This is a genomic window from Labrenzia sp. OB1 (assembly GCF_001624695.1).
GTDB lineage: Bacteria > Pseudomonadota > Alphaproteobacteria > Rhizobiales > Stappiaceae > Roseibium.
The window spans coordinates 51,802-66,820 of the sequence record NZ_JSEP01000008.1 but is presented as its reverse complement, the minus strand read 5'-3'; the positions used below and the strand labels follow the sequence as shown (position 1 = coordinate 66,820).

Annotated in this window: 16 protein-coding genes; 9 read left to right on the top strand and 7 right to left on the bottom strand. The window is 57.7% G+C overall.

The window, feature by feature from the left end; all coding sequences use genetic code 11:
• Window positions 1–20 precede the first annotated feature (20 nt).
• Together ugpC and OA90_RS12585 are read left to right on the top strand one after the other, a co-directional pair.
• A complete protein-coding gene (gene ugpC / locus OA90_RS12590) occupies window positions 21–1,073 on the top strand; it encodes a sn-glycerol-3-phosphate ABC transporter ATP-binding protein UgpC (protein ID WP_068411769.1) in 1,053 nt (350 codons plus the stop codon).
• Window positions 1,074–1,181: 108 nt separating this feature from the next.
• Window positions 1,182–1,730 (top strand): hypothetical protein, encoded by a 549-nt coding sequence (locus OA90_RS12585; RefSeq protein ID WP_068411766.1) that lies wholly within the window; start codon window positions 1,182–1,184, stop codon window positions 1,728–1,730.
• Here OA90_RS12585 and OA90_RS12580 read toward each other — a convergent pair.
• Together OA90_RS12580 and OA90_RS12575 are read right to left on the bottom strand one after the other, a co-directional pair.
• Window positions 1,714–2,040, bottom strand: coding sequence for a TraR/DksA C4-type zinc finger protein (locus OA90_RS12580; protein ID WP_068411763.1), 327 nt, complete (start codon window positions 2,038–2,040; stop codon window positions 1,714–1,716). The genes OA90_RS12585 and OA90_RS12580 overlap by 17 nt on opposite strands.
• 85 nt (window positions 2,041–2,125) lie before the next feature.
• Complete coding sequence (locus tag OA90_RS12575) at window positions 2,126–3,088, bottom strand: cation diffusion facilitator family transporter (protein WP_068411760.1); 963 nt, start codon at window positions 3,086–3,088, stop codon at window positions 2,126–2,128.
• Between the two features lie 139 nt (window positions 3,089–3,227).
• Here OA90_RS12575 and OA90_RS12570 point away from each other — a divergent pair, with 139 nt between their 5' ends.
• Complete coding sequence (locus tag OA90_RS12570) at window positions 3,228–3,596, top strand: hypothetical protein (protein WP_068411757.1); 369 nt, start codon at window positions 3,228–3,230, stop codon at window positions 3,594–3,596.
• A 50-nt stretch (window positions 3,597–3,646) separates the two neighbouring features.
• On the opposite strand, the gene OA90_RS12565 is transcribed toward OA90_RS12570, so the two are convergent.
• A complete protein-coding gene (locus OA90_RS12565) occupies window positions 3,647–4,285 on the bottom strand; it encodes a MarC family protein (protein ID WP_068411754.1) in 639 nt (212 codons plus the stop codon).
• 218 nt (window positions 4,286–4,503) lie between these two features.
• On the opposite strand from OA90_RS12565, the gene gyrA reads away from it, so the two are divergent.
• Window positions 4,504–7,329, top strand: a complete 2,826-nt coding sequence (gyrA, locus tag OA90_RS12560) for a DNA gyrase subunit A (protein WP_156510476.1) — start codon at window positions 4,504–4,506, stop codon at window positions 7,327–7,329.
• Between the two features lie 87 nt (window positions 7,330–7,416).
• On the opposite strand, the gene OA90_RS12555 is transcribed toward gyrA, so the two are convergent.
• Window positions 7,417–7,833: a phosphopantetheine adenylyltransferase gene (locus tag OA90_RS12555; protein WP_068411747.1), complete on the bottom strand. Its 417-nt coding sequence runs from the start codon at window positions 7,831–7,833 to the stop codon at window positions 7,417–7,419.
• A gap of 164 nt (window positions 7,834–7,997) precedes the next feature.
• On the opposite strand from OA90_RS12555, the gene coaD reads away from it, so the two are divergent.
• The 5 genes from coaD (at window position 7,998) to tgt (ending at window position 12,049) form a co-directional block, all read left to right on the top strand.
• Window positions 7,998–8,504, top strand: a complete 507-nt coding sequence (gene coaD / locus OA90_RS12550) for a pantetheine-phosphate adenylyltransferase (protein ID WP_068411744.1) — start codon at window positions 7,998–8,000, stop codon at window positions 8,502–8,504.
• Between the two features lie 82 nt (window positions 8,505–8,586).
• Window positions 8,587–9,084: a peptidylprolyl isomerase gene (locus OA90_RS12545; protein ID WP_244274617.1), complete on the top strand. Its 498-nt coding sequence runs from the start codon at window positions 8,587–8,589 to the stop codon at window positions 9,082–9,084.
• 47 nt (window positions 9,085–9,131) lie between these two features.
• Window positions 9,132–9,605, top strand: coding sequence for a peptidylprolyl isomerase (locus tag OA90_RS12540; RefSeq protein ID WP_068411738.1), 474 nt, complete (start codon window positions 9,132–9,134; stop codon window positions 9,603–9,605).
• A gap of 207 nt (window positions 9,606–9,812) precedes the next feature.
• Complete coding sequence (gene queA, locus OA90_RS12535; RefSeq protein ID WP_068411735.1) at window positions 9,813–10,886, top strand: tRNA preQ1(34) S-adenosylmethionine ribosyltransferase-isomerase QueA; 1,074 nt, start codon at window positions 9,813–9,815, stop codon at window positions 10,884–10,886.
• 11 nt (window positions 10,887–10,897) lie between these two features.
• Window positions 10,898–12,049, top strand: coding sequence for a tRNA guanosine(34) transglycosylase Tgt (gene tgt / locus OA90_RS12530; RefSeq protein WP_068411732.1), 1,152 nt, complete (start codon window positions 10,898–10,900; stop codon window positions 12,047–12,049).
• A gap of 12 nt (window positions 12,050–12,061) precedes the next feature.
• Here the strand turns inward: tgt and OA90_RS12525 are convergent, their stop codons facing one another.
• From OA90_RS12525 to galU, 3 genes are all read right to left on the bottom strand, one after another.
• A complete protein-coding gene (locus OA90_RS12525; protein ID WP_068411729.1) occupies window positions 12,062–12,496 on the bottom strand; it encodes a DUF4864 domain-containing protein in 435 nt (144 codons plus the stop codon).
• A 183-nt stretch (window positions 12,497–12,679) separates the two neighbouring features.
• Window positions 12,680–13,984, bottom strand: a complete 1,305-nt coding sequence (locus tag OA90_RS12520; protein WP_068412304.1) for a nucleotide sugar dehydrogenase — start codon at window positions 13,982–13,984, stop codon at window positions 12,680–12,682.
• Between the two features lie 103 nt (window positions 13,985–14,087).
• Window positions 14,088–14,981: a UTP--glucose-1-phosphate uridylyltransferase GalU gene (galU, locus tag OA90_RS12515; protein WP_068411726.1), complete on the bottom strand. Its 894-nt coding sequence runs from the start codon at window positions 14,979–14,981 to the stop codon at window positions 14,088–14,090.
• Between the last annotated feature and the right edge of the window lie 38 nt (window positions 14,982–15,019).

Here is a 15,019-nt window from a genome sequence, read left to right as displayed (position 1 = left end):
GAGGCCAAAAGGGATAAAAAATGGCGACAATCGATATTAAGGCGATCTGGAAAGCATATGGCACCCACCCGGTTATCTTCGGGATCGACTTCGCCATTCCGGACGGAGCCTTCGTGGTTCTGGTCGGCCCCTCCGGCTGCGGCAAGTCGACATTGCTTCGCATGATCGCCGGACTGGAAGACATCAGTTCGGGGGAAATCCTCATTGACGACAAGATCGTCAACGACATGCCGCCAAAAGACCGCGACATCGCAATGGTGTTTCAGAATTACGCGCTCTACCCGCATTTGACAGTGAAGGAGAACATGGCGTTCTCACTCCGTCTGCGGAAGGAAAAACGGGCAACGGTGGACGAACGTGTAAACCGTGCAGCGGAGATCCTGGGGCTGATGCCTCTTCTGGATCGTTATCCGAAAGCGCTTTCAGGCGGCCAGCGCCAACGCGTCGCAATGGGACGCGCGATTGTGCGCGACGCCTCCGTCTTCCTGTTTGACGAGCCTCTGTCAAATCTTGACGCCAAGCTGCGCGTTCAGATGCGCACAGAACTCAAGGCACTCCATCAGCGCCTGAAAACCACAACCGTCTACGTCACCCACGATCAGATCGAGGCCATGACCATGGCCGACATTATCGTGGTGATGCAGGAAGGGGTAATCATGCAGCTCGGTACACCGCTGGAGCTCTATGACAAGCCGGCCAACCGATTTGTCGCCGGGTTCATCGGCTCGCCCGCTATGAATTTTTTCGAAGGCGGGATTCAGGCGGGGATTTTCGTGACCGAAGGGGGCCTCAGGCTGCCGCTGCCCGTCGCGGGTGAGGCCTATCCGGGTGGATCAGTGACTTACGGAATACGCCCGGAGCATTTCACGGTCGACGCCGCCGGCGTTCCGGCCAGGGTTCTGGTCATTGAGCCCACTGGCTCGGAAACGCAGATCCTTGCCGAAATAGGCGGGCAGGAAGTGCTTGCCGTGTTCCGCGAACGGCATGCCTTGAACCCCGGGGACGAAATACGTCTCCTCCCGGACACGGAACAGGCGCATCTGTTCAACAGTAAGGACGGCGAGCGGATCTGACTTATCGACCATTCCCTCCGCTGGCGTTCTCATGGGTGAACACAGGAATTGGACTCGCGCCGCGATCCAATGCTATGTGGCGGAAAGACTGTGGATGTACGCTGAGAAATGATCAAACAAGCGCTTACGCCGGATTGTTCGAACTGTGCCGCTTTGTGTTGCGTCGTTTTTGCCTTCGACAAATCTGAATCTTTCGCGCTCGACAAGGCTGCCGGAGAAGTCTGCGTCAATCTCGATGATTGTGGACAATGCCGGGTCTTTGCCGAGCGGCAGGAGTTGGGTTTCAAGGGCTGTATCGCCTATGACTGCTATGGTGCAGGGCAGCGCGTTACCCAGGAGGTCTTCGGCGGCAGAAGCTGGCGGGACGATGCCGGGTTGACAGTAAGGATGGGCGCGGCGCTGTCGGTCATGCGCCGGATACACGAGCAGCTTGTCATTCTCAGGACCGCGGGCAATTTTCCACTGACGACTGAGGAACGCAATTTCGCACGTTCCCTCGAAGAGCGCCTATCTCCTCAGGACACTTGGACGGAAGAAAGCCTTCGGGGTTTCGAAATCGATGCGGTTTCCCGCGAAATCGCGGCATTCCTGCGGGGGCTCCGGCATCACGTGGACGATGCGCCCGGAAACGCCAATCCTCCTAGCGGGCACAATTGATGCAGAACGCGGCAGCGGGGTCGGCGTTCAGGCGGTTCTCGGCAATGACTTCCCCACATTCGACACAACAGCCGTATTCGCCATTTTCGAGCCGTTGCAAGGCGCCCTCGATACGTTGGATGTGGGTGCGGCGCTGCCGCTCGGCCGCTTGCGCCATGGCCTGCCCCTGAAGGGCATCCATCCGGGACAGCCTTCCCACCGACTGCTGATCGAGCGTCACGGTTGCCCGGGCCTCCTCGGAAATCTGGCTCAGGGACACAAGTTCGGCCTTAAGCTTCAAAAGGCCGGCTCGTACAGTCGTCTCGTCCATCACGCGTCACCTCCAACCAAGAAGAATGACGGCGGTGGCAAGCCAGCGCAAGCGCGAGTGTAAAAGGCCAGCGTATCGGGGAGCGTTACTCCTTGGCGGGATCGATGGCCGCCTTTTCCTCTTCCAGCATTTCTTCGTGATGTTCCTTGGCCTGGACCTCAATAAACAGCCGTGTCACCTCCGGCATTTCCATCTTGATCGTCCGTTCAAGTGAATAGATGGTTTCCTCGACGGTCCCCGCCGTTACTTCGTCGATGAAATCCACCGAGAGAGCCAGCAGAACATCCTGCGGACCTCTGTGAAGCGTGCGGATTTCATTGAGGTTATTGATTGCCGGGGTTGCGCCGATGATGGCCTCGATTTTCGCAAGAACTTCTGGCGCGGCACCTTCGCCGATCAGCAGACCCTTTGTCTCATAGGCCAGCAGGCCGGCTGTGGCTGCAAGGATGATGCCGATGGTGATCGACGCGGCGCCGTCCAGCCAGGCAAGACCCAGATATTGCACACCCAACAGCCCGAGAAAGGCCACCACAAGCCCGAGCATGGCGGCGCTGTCCTCGAATAGCACGGTAAAGACCGTCGGGTCCTTGCTGTCGCGCACGGCAGCCATGATCGATTTCTTGCCGCGCAGCTGATCGAATTCCTTGTAGGCGATCCACCAGGCGACCGCCTCGAAGGCCATTGCCAGCGAGAGCACGATATACGCCACATAGGGGCTGGAGACCGGGTGTGGATGAAGAACCTTCTGAATTCCCTCGTAGATCGAGACGCCCGAACCGACGGCAAAGATCAGGATTGCAACGACGAAAGACCAGAAATACAGCTCTGCTCCATAGCCGAAGGGATGTCTCTGGTCCGCGGGTTGCTTCGATTTCTTCAAGCCGTAGAGCAGCAGTCCCTGGTTGCCGGTATCGACAAGGGAGTGAATGCCTTCCGACAGCATCGCGGACGAACCGGTATAGGCGGCCGCCGCGAATTTGGTGACGGCAATCAGGGAATTGCCGACAAGTGCTGCGTAGATCACCTTCTTAGACCCATGTCCGGCCATTAACGTCTCCCGAGAATTGAATGTTTCATTGCAACTGTTGCGCCGAAGCCTATGACGCATTCGTGACTTTGATCAAGCAGGTATCCTTCGCAAACTCCTCAGGCACACAGCAGGCCAACAAATCGGGGAAGAAATTCAGATGTATCGCAAGGCCATTTTGACTTTCGCGCTTCCGGTGATCGTTTTCAGCTGGTTGCCGGCTTTCGCCGACGAGGTGGAAATTGTCGCTGCGACTGCAAACAAGTCGGGGAGTGGCTGGACCGTCTCGGTTACCCTCAGACATGCAGACACCGGCTGGGATCACTATGCCGATCTGTGGCAGGTGGTTACTCCCGACGGCGACATATTGGGAGAACGGGTGCTCCTGCACCCCCATGTCGACGAACAACCCTTCACGCGCTCCCTGTCAGGCGTGCAAGTGCCCGAAGGTCTGGACGAAGTGATCATCCGGGCACGCGATAGCGTTCACGGTGTGTCTCCTCAGGAATTCAGGCTAAAGCTGCGCTAAGCGCACGGCCCTTGTTCGGAGGCACCTGGAGGCGGAGCGGTGCCTTTTGGTCACCGGGCCATGAACGCCAGGACCCCGTCGGCGACAAACTGGACGGAAAGCGCGGCCAGGAGAACCCCGAGAAGCCGTGTAATCACCAGCTGAGCCGTATCGCCCAGCAGCCGCTCGATCTTGTCGGCCAGCAGGAACGCACCGAGGCAACTGGCAAGAATGACAGCGATGACGCCGCCCAGGCCCGCATAGGCAAGTGTATCGGGGGCTTCGCCGGACAGAAGAATGATCGCTGAAATCGCCGCCGGACCGGAAATCAGCGGGATGGCGAGCGGAAAGATCGCCAATTCATTGATCGTGCGGCGATGCGCATCCGTGGTTTCCACCGCCTTTTCGGCTGTCTCTGCCTTGCGTTCCTGCCGTTTGCCAAAAATCATTTCGATCGCAATCAGGAACAGCAGAATGCCCCCGGACACCCGGAACGCGGTGACGGAGATCCCCAGAACAGTAAGAACCGTCTGACCGGTGGCGTAAAAGACCAGAAGAATTGCAGCCGCAGTCAAGACCGCCCGGATTGCGACACGCTGCCTGTCGGCGCGGTTCATTCCAGCCGTGACGGCCAGGAACATCGGCGCAAGCCCGACCGGGTCTATGGTGACGAAAAGCGTTGCGAAGGCATTGATGAAATAGTCGAGCATTTCGTATCCCCAAGGCCGGTTTTCAGGCGCGATTCTTGCTTTTCTATAGGGGTTTTCAGAGCGCAGCGACCCACGCGGCAAAAAACATTTTCACGTCCTGTGCATACTCCTTGTAGGGCATTGATTCAAAAGACTTATAAGTTGGGCGGAAAAGCGCTCCAAATTTGGAGCGGCACGTTGAATCGGATATAAAAGAGCAAGCAATAACAATGAAATGAGTGTCTTCCTTGGCTGACCAGGACAACAGCACCCCCTCCGACGGTCTCCCGTCCGATATCAAACCGATTTCCATCGTCGATGAAATGAAGCGCAGCTACCTCGATTACGCCATGAGCGTAATCGTTTCCCGCGCGCTTCCGGATGTGCGCGACGGCCTGAAACCGGTTCACCGGCGCATCCTCTATTCGATGCATGAAAACGGCTACGAGTGGAACAAGCCTTACCGGAAATCGGCCCGTGTGGTCGGTGACGTCATGGGTAAATACCACCCGCACGGTGACAGCGCGATTTATGATGCCCTGGTCCGCATGGCGCAGACCTTCTCGCTGCGTCTGCCGCTGATTGACGGACAGGGGAACTTCGGTTCGGTCGACGGCGATCCGGCGGCAGCCATGCGCTACACCGAGTGCCGTCTGCAAAAGGTTGCGCACAGGCTTCTGGACGATATCGACAAGGACACGGTCGACTTTCAGGAGAACTACGATAACTCCGAGAGCGAACCCGTCGTTCTGCCCTCCAAATTTCCCAATCTTCTGGTGAATGGCGCCGGCGGTATCGCCGTCGGCATGGCAACCAATATTCCTCCGCACAATCTTGGCGAAGTGATCGACGCAGCCATCGCGATCATGGAAAATCCGGCCATGACCCTGGAGGAACTGCTGGAGATTGTTCCGGGTCCGGATTTTCCGACAGGTGGCATGATCCTGGGCCGGTCCGGCATACGCAGCGCTTATGAAACCGGCCGCGGATCGATCATGATGCGTGCCAAGGTCGACGTCGAGGAAGTCCGCAAGGACCGGACCGCGCTGATCGTCACGGAAATCCCGTATCAGGTCAACAAATCCAGCATGATCGAGAAGATCGCCGAACTGGTGCGCGACAAACGCGTCGAGGGTATCTCCGATATCCGCGACGAGAGCGACCGTTCCGGCATGCGGGTGGTGATCGAGCTCAAGCGCGATGCGGTGCCGGATGTCATCCTGAACCAGCTTTACCGCTTCAGCCAGTTGCAGACGTCCTTCGGGGCCAACATTGTAGCGCTGAACAGCGGTAAGCCGGAACAGATGAACCTGTCCTACATGCTGAGGGCATTCGTATCGTTCCGCGAGGAGGTCATTCAGCGCCGGACGCGGTTCCTTTTGAAGAAGTCGCGCGACCGGGCCCACATTTTGGTTGGTCTGGGTATTGCTGTCGCCAATATCGACGAAGTGATCAAGCTGATCCGCAGCGCGCCCGATCCGGCGACCGCCCGGTCTCAGCTGATGGAGCGCAACTGGCCCGCCCGGGATGTTGAGGCCCTGATCCTGTTGATCGACGATCCGCGCCACATGGTCCGGGAAGACGGTACCTATAAACTTTCCGAAGAACAGGCTCGCGCCATCCTCGAACTGCGTCTGCAGCGCCTCACGGCGATGGGTCGCGACGAAATCGAGGAAGAACTGAACAAGATCGGTGCGGAAATTTCCGACTTTCTCGACATTCTCAGTTCCCGGGCCCGCATCCAGGAAATCGTCCGCAACGAGATGCTGGAGATCAAGGAAGAATTCGCGACGCCGCGCCGAACCGAGATCATTGAGGGCGGCCCGGATTTCGACGAAGAGGATCTGATCCAGCGCGAAGACATGGTCGTGACCTTCTCCCATGGCGGTTACATCAAGCGGGTTCCGCTTGCGACCTATCGTGCCCAGAGGCGCGGCGGCAAGGGCCGGTCGGGAATGGCGACCAAGGACGAGGATTTCGTTACCCGTCTCTTCGTGGCCAACACCCATACGCCCGTACTGTTCTTCTCCTCTCGCGGCATCTGCTACAAGATGAAGGTCTGGCGCCTGCCTCTTGGCGGCCCGACCTCACGCGGCAAGGCCCTGATCAATATGCTGCCGCTGGAGCAGGGTGAACAGATCACCTCCATTCTTCCGCTTCCCGAAGATGAGGACACCTGGGCCAATCTGGATGTGATGTTCGCGACCGTGCGCGGCACGGTGCGGCGGAACAAGCTGTCCGACTTCGTGAACATCAACCGGAACGGCAAGATTGCCATGAAACTGGAAGATGGCGACGGCATTGTCGGCGTGGATACCTGCTCCGAGCATTCCGATGTCATGCTGACAACCAACTTTGGTCAGTGCATCCGCTTTCCGGCCACCGATGTCCGCGTCTTTGCAGGACGGAACTCGGTCGGTGTGCGCGGTATCAGGCTGGCTGATGAAGACAATGTCATCTCAATGCAGATCCTGCACCATATCGATGTCGACGCAGAGGAACGGGCCGCCTATCTGAAGCTCTCCAGAGCGATGCGCGGCGAGGCCGATGACGGTGTGACCGGATCGGATGAAGAAGGCGTGGTCGCCGGGGACCTGCCTCAGGAGCGCTATGCGCAAATGAGTGCGGCGGAACAGGTGATCCTCACCATCTCCGAAAACGGCTACGGCAAGCGCACGTCATCCTTCGAATACCGGGTGACGGGCCGGGGCGGGAAGGGCATCACGGCCATGGCTGTGAACGACCGCAACGGCGGACTTGTTGCCTCCTTCCCGGTTGAGGACAGCGATCAGATCATGCTGGTCACCGATGGCGGTCAGTTGATCAGGTGTCCTGTCCATGGCATCCGCATCGCCGGCCGCGCCACACAAGGCGTCATCGTATTCAAGACGGCGGAAGGCGAAAAGGTCGTCGCGGTCGAGGGCCTGTCCGAGGTCGATGAAGAAGACGATCTCGACGAAGACGGTGTGGTAACACCGGAAGGTGGCGAAGCCTCTGAAGCGGAAGGCACTTCCGATGCAGGCGAAAACCCGAAAGGGGAAGAGGGCGAAGCTCCGGAAAGCTGATCTTCGATAACTTCCCCATACTGAAACGACAACAGCGGCCAGGTGAACCTGAGCCGCTGTTTGCCGTTAGGGTAAATAGAAGTGCCGTCAGTTCGCTGCCGGATACCGCGCGAGGATCGTTTCATTCACCGTCGGCGCCTGTTTTTCAACAGTCACGAAGGACACGTTGCGAACCTTGCCGGCTCCACTCAAAGCGGAAGCGCAATCTTCGCTCCATGCGCCCCAGGTTTGCGATTTGCAGCTCGTTTCGACGGAACCACTGGCAACACGATCCGACTTGGTTGCCGACAGTCCCTGTGTTGCGTGGCTGTTCAGTCCCTCCGCCTGGGATGCGTTGCCCGGATGCATGGTGATCAGCCCGGCAGCTATCATCGTCAGCAGTGCCAGGACGAAAACCATAGCCACCTTGAGATGGGCGGAAGGGTCGGTTGCATTGACCGCGATTGAAAACGGTTGGAACCCACTCCGGTTTCCGCTCGGATCGATTGTATCGTAGCCTTTCATTGTATTGGCTCCTGCTCACGCCATCTGATTTCGATGACGCCACTCTGGCCTATTGATGGAAAGCCCGATGTGACGGCCGTCACATAATGTCAGTTGTTGGGAAATGGCCGTTTCCAACCGGCTTTTCCTTGTGAGCTTGCGGAAGGCGGAGTAAGGAAGGGGCCATGAATCGTATCGCTCTCTATCCCGGGTCCTTTGACCCGGTTACCAACGGCCACATGGACATTCTGCGCCAGGCGCTTGCCTTGGCTGACAAGGTCGTGGTGGCTATAGGCATTCATCCGGGCAAGTCGCCGCTGTTTTCCTTCGAGGAACGGGTGGATCTGATCCATGCTTCCGCAGCGGCGGAATACAGCCCGCAAGAGGCTTCCCGGATCGAAGTTATTTCGTTTTCAAATCTTGTTATCGAGACCGCCCGCATGCAGGGCGCGGCTTATCTCGTTCGTGGCCTCAGGGACGGGACGGATCTCGATTACGAAATGCAGATGGCCGGAATGAACGGAACGCTTGAACCGGATATCAAGACGGTATTCCTGCCCGCATCTCCCAACGTCCGCCACATCACGGCCACCTTGGTGCGTCAAATCGCAAGGATGGGCGGAGAAATTTCCGCGTTCGTGCCTGAACCGGTCACGGAACCCTTGCGCCGCCGGGCAACCGCCGGTGCCTGACAGGAAACCGAATTTCTGACCTGAATCGTAGGAGTAACCAGTGTCACGCCTTTTTAGACTGATTGCCGTTCTGGCGTCCCTGATCATCTTGCCCGTCGCGGCGGGCGCGCAGGGAACCGATCTGGAAAATACGCTTTATCTCGATCTCAAGGATGGCCGGGTTGTCATTCAGTTGCGGCCGGATCTGGCCCCCAACCATGTGGAACGGATCAAGAAACTCACCCGTGAAGGGTTTTATGACGGAATCGTCTTCCACCGCGTGATCGATGGTTTCATGGCGCAGACCGGCGATCCCACCGGAACGGGCATGGGCGGCTCAAAGGAACCGGACCTGAAGGCCGAATTCAGCCAGGCGTCTTTCAAGCGCGGTACACTCGGCATGGCACGGGCGGCCAGCCCGGACAGCGCCAATTCGCAGTTTTTCATCATGTTCTCTGATGGCGATTGGCTGAACGGCCAGTACACAGTGTTCGGAGAAATCACTGAGGGCATGGAATATGTCGACATGATTGCAAAAGGCGAACCGCCCGCGAATCCCGACAAGATCGTCAAGATGCAGGTTGCCGCTGACGCGCAATAAAACCGGCTGAAACAAGCCTGTTGTTTGAGAATTCAAGGAGACTGAATATGGCCGACATCAAGGATGCGGAAAACACTTTGCTCATGGATACCAGCCAGGGGCAGATCGTCATTGAAATGAAACCGGACCTCGCGCCGGCCCATGTAGCGCGCATCAAGGAACTCGTCCGCGATGGCTTTTATGATGGGATCGTCTTTCACCGGGTGATCGACGGGTTCATGGCACAGACCGGTTGCCCGCAGGGCGTTGGCACCGGCGGTTCCGGCCAGAAACTGAAAGCCGAATTCAGCAAGGAAAAACACACCCGCGGCACCTGTTCCATGGCGAGGTCCTCGGATCCGAATTCAGGCGACAGCCAGTTCTTCATCTGCTTCAACGAAGCTCCCTGGCTTGACGGTCAGTATACCGTTTGGGGTCAGGTGATCGAGGGAATGGACAATGTCGACAAGATCAAGCGCGGCGAGCCGGTCGCAGATCCCGACAACATCGTTTCTGTGAAGGTTGCCGCTGACGCTGCCTGATATCGAAAACGGAAGATCCGGCGATGGCCGGAGCATGCAGCGCGGATTCGATATCCGCGCTGTTTTTTTGCCTTCCTGTCCGCGCCGGTTGACCTTGACCTGATCGCCCTTTATGAGCCGCTGACACTTGAATGCGGTGATCCGGAAGACATTCTTTCCGATTGAAGCCCGCCCACCTCACGAATATACGGCTTGAGCAGAAGCGCAATGCGCGTCGAACAGTTCGATTTTGACCTCCCCAATGAACGGATCGCGCTCCGGCCCGCCCGGCCGCGTGACGCTGCGCGCATGCTTGTCGTGCGCCCCGGTAGCCAAGAACTTCTGACTGACGGCGGGGTGCGCGATCTGCCGGCGCTCCTCAACCCGGGAGACGCGCTGGTTTTCAATGACACACGGGTTATTCCCGCCCAGCTCGAAGGCAAGCGCCTGCGCGGCGAAGTCGTCGCCGGCATCAGCGTGACCCTGCATCTGCGCACAGATCCTGGCAGTTGGCGGGCTTTCGTGCGCCCGGCCAAAAAACTCCAGACAGAAGATACCCTCGTTTTCGAAAACGAAGACACCGTTCTGACGGCAAGGGTCGCGGAGAAAGCCGACGGCGGGGAAGTTCTGCTTGCTTTTGATCGCGCGGGACTGGAACTCGATGCGGCGATCGCCGTGGTCGGACATATTCCCCTGCCTCCCTATATCGCCCACAAGCGCGCCGAAGACATGCAGGACCGGCAGGACTATCAGACGATTTACGCCGAAAAAGATGGGGCGGTGGCTGCCCCGACTGCAGGTTTGCATTTCACGCCACAGCTCCTGAAGGCGCTTGAAGAGAGGGGCATCGAGCAACACCGGGTTACGCTGCATGTGGGAGCAGGAACGTTTCTGCCGGTAAAGGCTGACGACACGCAGGATCACAAGATGCACGCGGAATGGGGCGAGGTGTCAGAGACGACGGCGCTTGCGCTTGCCGCAGTCAAAAAACGTGGCAACAGGGTCGTCAGCATAGGGACGACATCGCTGCGCATTCTTGAAAGCGCAGCGCAGGAAACCGGCTCGATCGCAGCATTTTCCGGAGAGACATCGATCTTCATCACCCCCGGATACCGTTTCAGGGTTATCGATGCCCTGATGACAAATTTTCATCTGCCGCGCTCGACCCTCTTCATGCTGGTATCGGCATTTTGCGGCCTGGAAAACATGCGTGCCGCCTACGCCCATGCCATCGCCGAGGAATACAGGTTCTACAGCTACGGAGACGCCTCCCTGCTGTTTCCGCACGACAGCGCGCTTTAGGAAACTCCGCTATGTCCGAAAACGAAAAGACTTTCAGTTTCAGCCTGATCACCACGGACGGGGACGCCCGGCGCGGAGAAATCACCACGCCCCATGGCACCGTTCGCACCCCCGCTTTCATGCCGGTGGGAACTCAGGCCACCGTGAAGGCAATGTATCCGAGTCAGGTGCGTGAGACGGGCGCGGATGTGGTTCTCGGCAACACCTATCACCTGATGCTGCGGCCGACCGCGGAACGGGTGGCAAACCTGGGAGGTTTGCACACTTTCATGAACTGGCCGCACACCATCCTGACCGACAGCGGCGGGTTTCAGGTGATGTCTCTGGCCCAGTTGCGCAAACTGGACGAGGACGGCGTCCGCTTCCAAAGCCATATTGACGGCAGCAAACACCATCTGACGCCGGAACGGTCTGTCGAAATTCAGGGATTGCTCGGATCGGACATCCAGATGCAGCTCGACGAATGCATACGCCTGCCCAGTCCGAAGGAAGAGGTCCAGCGCGCCATGGAACTGTCGCTGCGATGGGCCGAGCGGTCCAGAACGCAGTTCGAACGGATGGGCGGACCCGGCAAGGGGCAAGGGCTCTACGGCATTGTCCAGGGCGGTGATCAGCCCGATTTGCGTATCCGCTCTGCGCAGGAACTCGGCAAAATGCCGTTTGAAGGCTATTCGGTTGGCGGTCTCGCAGTCGGAGAACCTCAGGACGTGATGCTCGCGATGCTGGACATCACGACGCCGGTCATGCCGGTGGACAAGCCGCGGTATCTGATGGGCGTGGGAACTCCCGACGATCTGCTGGAAAGCGTGAAGCGGGGTATCGACCAGTTCGACTGTGTCATGCCGACCCGTGCCGGCCGACATGGGCTTGCCTATACCAGATTTGGCAAGGTGAACATGAAAAATGCCCGTCACCAGGACGATCCGCGTCCTCTGGACGAGGAAAACACCTGCCCCGCGGCCAGCATCTACAGCCGCGCCTACCTGCATCATCTTGTACGGGCAGGCGAGGGGCTTGCCGGCATGCTGCTGACCTGGAACAACATCGCCTACTATCAACAGCTCATGCAGGGCATGCGCGACGCCATCGAGGCTGGAAGCTTCGAGGATTTCTATGCCCGGACGAAAGAAGACTGGGCCCGGGGCGATATTCCGGCTCTCTGATCCGCAATCGGTTCAGGCAGAAAAACCGTCGGATTTAGTCAGGTAACAGCCGGAAATTCGCCACGACCCATCGGACTGCTCCTCGAAGCTGTAAAGCGCCAGCCAGTTTTTGCCCTTGGGTCCCGTCACATAAACTTCCTGTGTCGGTCCGATCTTGGTCATCATGGATCGCCCGAAGGTAACGCTTTGCGGATTATAGACCGGCTGGTAGCCTTGCCGGACCATCTCCATGAAGAATTCCGGGGTCTGGAACCGCTGCTTCAGAGAATTGGCTGCAAAGGAGAACGCCGCTCCGGCATCGTCCGTCGCGAAGGCATTCATCTGATTTTTAATGATTTCCTGAAATGCGCCACTATCGAGCCTGTCTTCACTGTTCGCTGCACCGCTCAGCAAAAACGTGCTTACGGCTGCCGCGGCAGCCAACTTCCGGAAATGAGCCTGAGCCATGATCGGTATCTCCTTTCTCGAAACACCAACACTATACGGGCGAATTTAATTTCCGGTTTTCCGATTTCGCAATAATCCCCCAAATCGACCACTCGAAAGATTGAAAGTATTCATGGGAAAACTCAGTGGAAACTGATAACTCGGCAGATCTTTGAGGCTTAGGGTCGAAATTACCCAGTAAACTCAAAGCCTCCAGAGCCGGACCCCCTCGGGCACGGAAGTGCGGTCCAGAAGCGCGGGAATGTCGGCAACAAGACCGGCTCCGTTTTTCAGCATCCCTGTCAGATACCGCCAGACTGGTTCATCCTGTAAGAATTGCCGATGCGGAACCGCCAGGACAACAGCATCGGCACCTGTCAGAGCCTCCGGACCGGAAAGAATGATTCCATATTCGCTCGACACATCGTCGGGATCCGCCAACGGATCGTGCACCAGAACCTCGGCACCGAACTTCCGCAGTTCATTGATCAGATCCACCACTTTGGAATTGCGGGTGTCGGGCACATCCGCCTTGTAGGTAAGGCCCAGAACCACGATCTTTGCCTGTACCGGCAGACCCAACTTGACGCATTCCTGAATGATCTTGCCCGCAACAAAGGCCGGCATTGCTTCATTGGTGCCGCGCCCGGCCAGAATTACCTGCGGGGTCATCCCGATTTCATTGGCCTTGTGTGTAAGGTAATACGGGTCAACGCCGATACAATGTCCACCGACCAGGCCAGGTTGAAAGGGGAGGAAATTCCATTTCGTGCCGGCACCCTCAAGCACATCACGGGTATCGATACCCATCTGGTGGAACAACATCGCCAGTTCATTCATCAAGGCGATATTGAGGTCCCGCTGGGTGTTTTCAATCACTTTTGCCGCTTCCGCGACCTTGATCGAGGGCGCGAGATGTATGCCCGCCGTTACGACCGCGCCATAGAGATCGCATAGTGTGCGGTCTGCTATTCCGGACGATGCGGAAACGATCTTGGTGATGTCCGAAAATCCGCGCTGGTTGTCGCCCGGATTGATACGTTCGGGAGAATAGCCGACCTCAAATCCCTGGCCGAGTGTCAGGCCCGACTGCTGTTCCAGGATCGGAACCGCGATATCTTCCGTAGCGCCGGGAAAAACGGTCGATTCAAAAACGACGATAGCACCCTGTTTCAGGTTGCGGCCGGCAATGGCTGCCGCGTTTCTGAAGGGCGTCAGATCAGGGCGTTTTGCCTGATCGACGGGCGTGGGAACCGCGACGATCAGAATATCCCTGTCCTTGAGATCTTCCTCGTTTGCGGAAAAAGCGAGCGTCGCGTGGGAAAGGTCGTCGCAAGTTACCGAATCCGTGCTGTCGTGCCCGTCTTCCAGCTCCTTCAGCCGGTCCGCCTTGATGTCGAACCCAAGCACGTCGAAGCCCTTGGCCGCAAAGGCAGTCGCCACGGGCAGTCCGACATAACCTAGACCGAGCACGGCAATCTTTTTGGACAGAAGAGAGGTTGCGGACATGAAACTTCCTGAAAAGGAGTGGGCCGGATCGCTGCACAGGATCCGGCCCACTCCTAATCGGTTCTACAGGCTGATTTCAAGGGTTCAGGCGCTGGAGAAGCGCTTATTCGGCGGCGAGTGGCTGTTTGATCATCTCTTCCATAAACGGAACGAGCTGCTCGGCCAGTTTCGGATCATCCATGCCAAAGGCGATATTGGCACTCAGGAACCCTGCTTTGTTGCCGCAGTCGTAGCTGCGTCCCTCGAATTTGAGCGACGCGAAGTGCTGCCCCTTCATCATGGAGAGCATGCTGTCCGTTAGCTGGATCTCTCCACCGGCTCCCGTGTCCTGGCTGGACAGAAGGTCGAAAATTTCCGGCTGAAGAATGTACCGGCCGGTGATCATCAGATTGGATGGAGCCGTTCCGGGTGCCGGTTTTTCGACCATATTTGAAATCCGGCTGGCGTTTGCCGCGATCCGGTCGGAAAGCTCGACAATGCCGTAGTTGTGCGTCTGATCTTCGGGAACTTCTTCTACGGCAATTATGTTGCCGCCGGTGTGTTCATACAAGTCCACCATCTGTTTCAGGCAGCTGACCTGTGACTTGATAATCACATCCGGAAGAAGAATGGCAAACGGCTCATCACCGATAATATCCCGGGCGCACCAGATGGCGTGCCCGAGACCGAGCGGTGCCTGTTGACGGGTAAAACTCGTGGATCCGGGCTGCGGACGATGTTTTTCCAGGAGTTCCAGCGCGGCAGTCTTGTTCCGCGTCCTCAAGGTGTCTTCGAGTTCATAAGCGATATCGAAGTGGTCTTCGATCACTTGCTTGTTGCGGCCGGTCACGAAAACGATGTGCTCTATGCCGCCGGCGCGCGCTTCATCGACAACGTATTGAATGATCGGACGGTCGACAATCGTCAGCATTTCCTTCGGAACTGCTTTCGTCGCCGGCAGGAACCGGGTGCCGAGACCAGCAACAGGCAACACTGCCTTGCGGATGGGTTTGTTCATGTGACGCCTTCCAAATTCGAACCTAACGGCTTCTATAC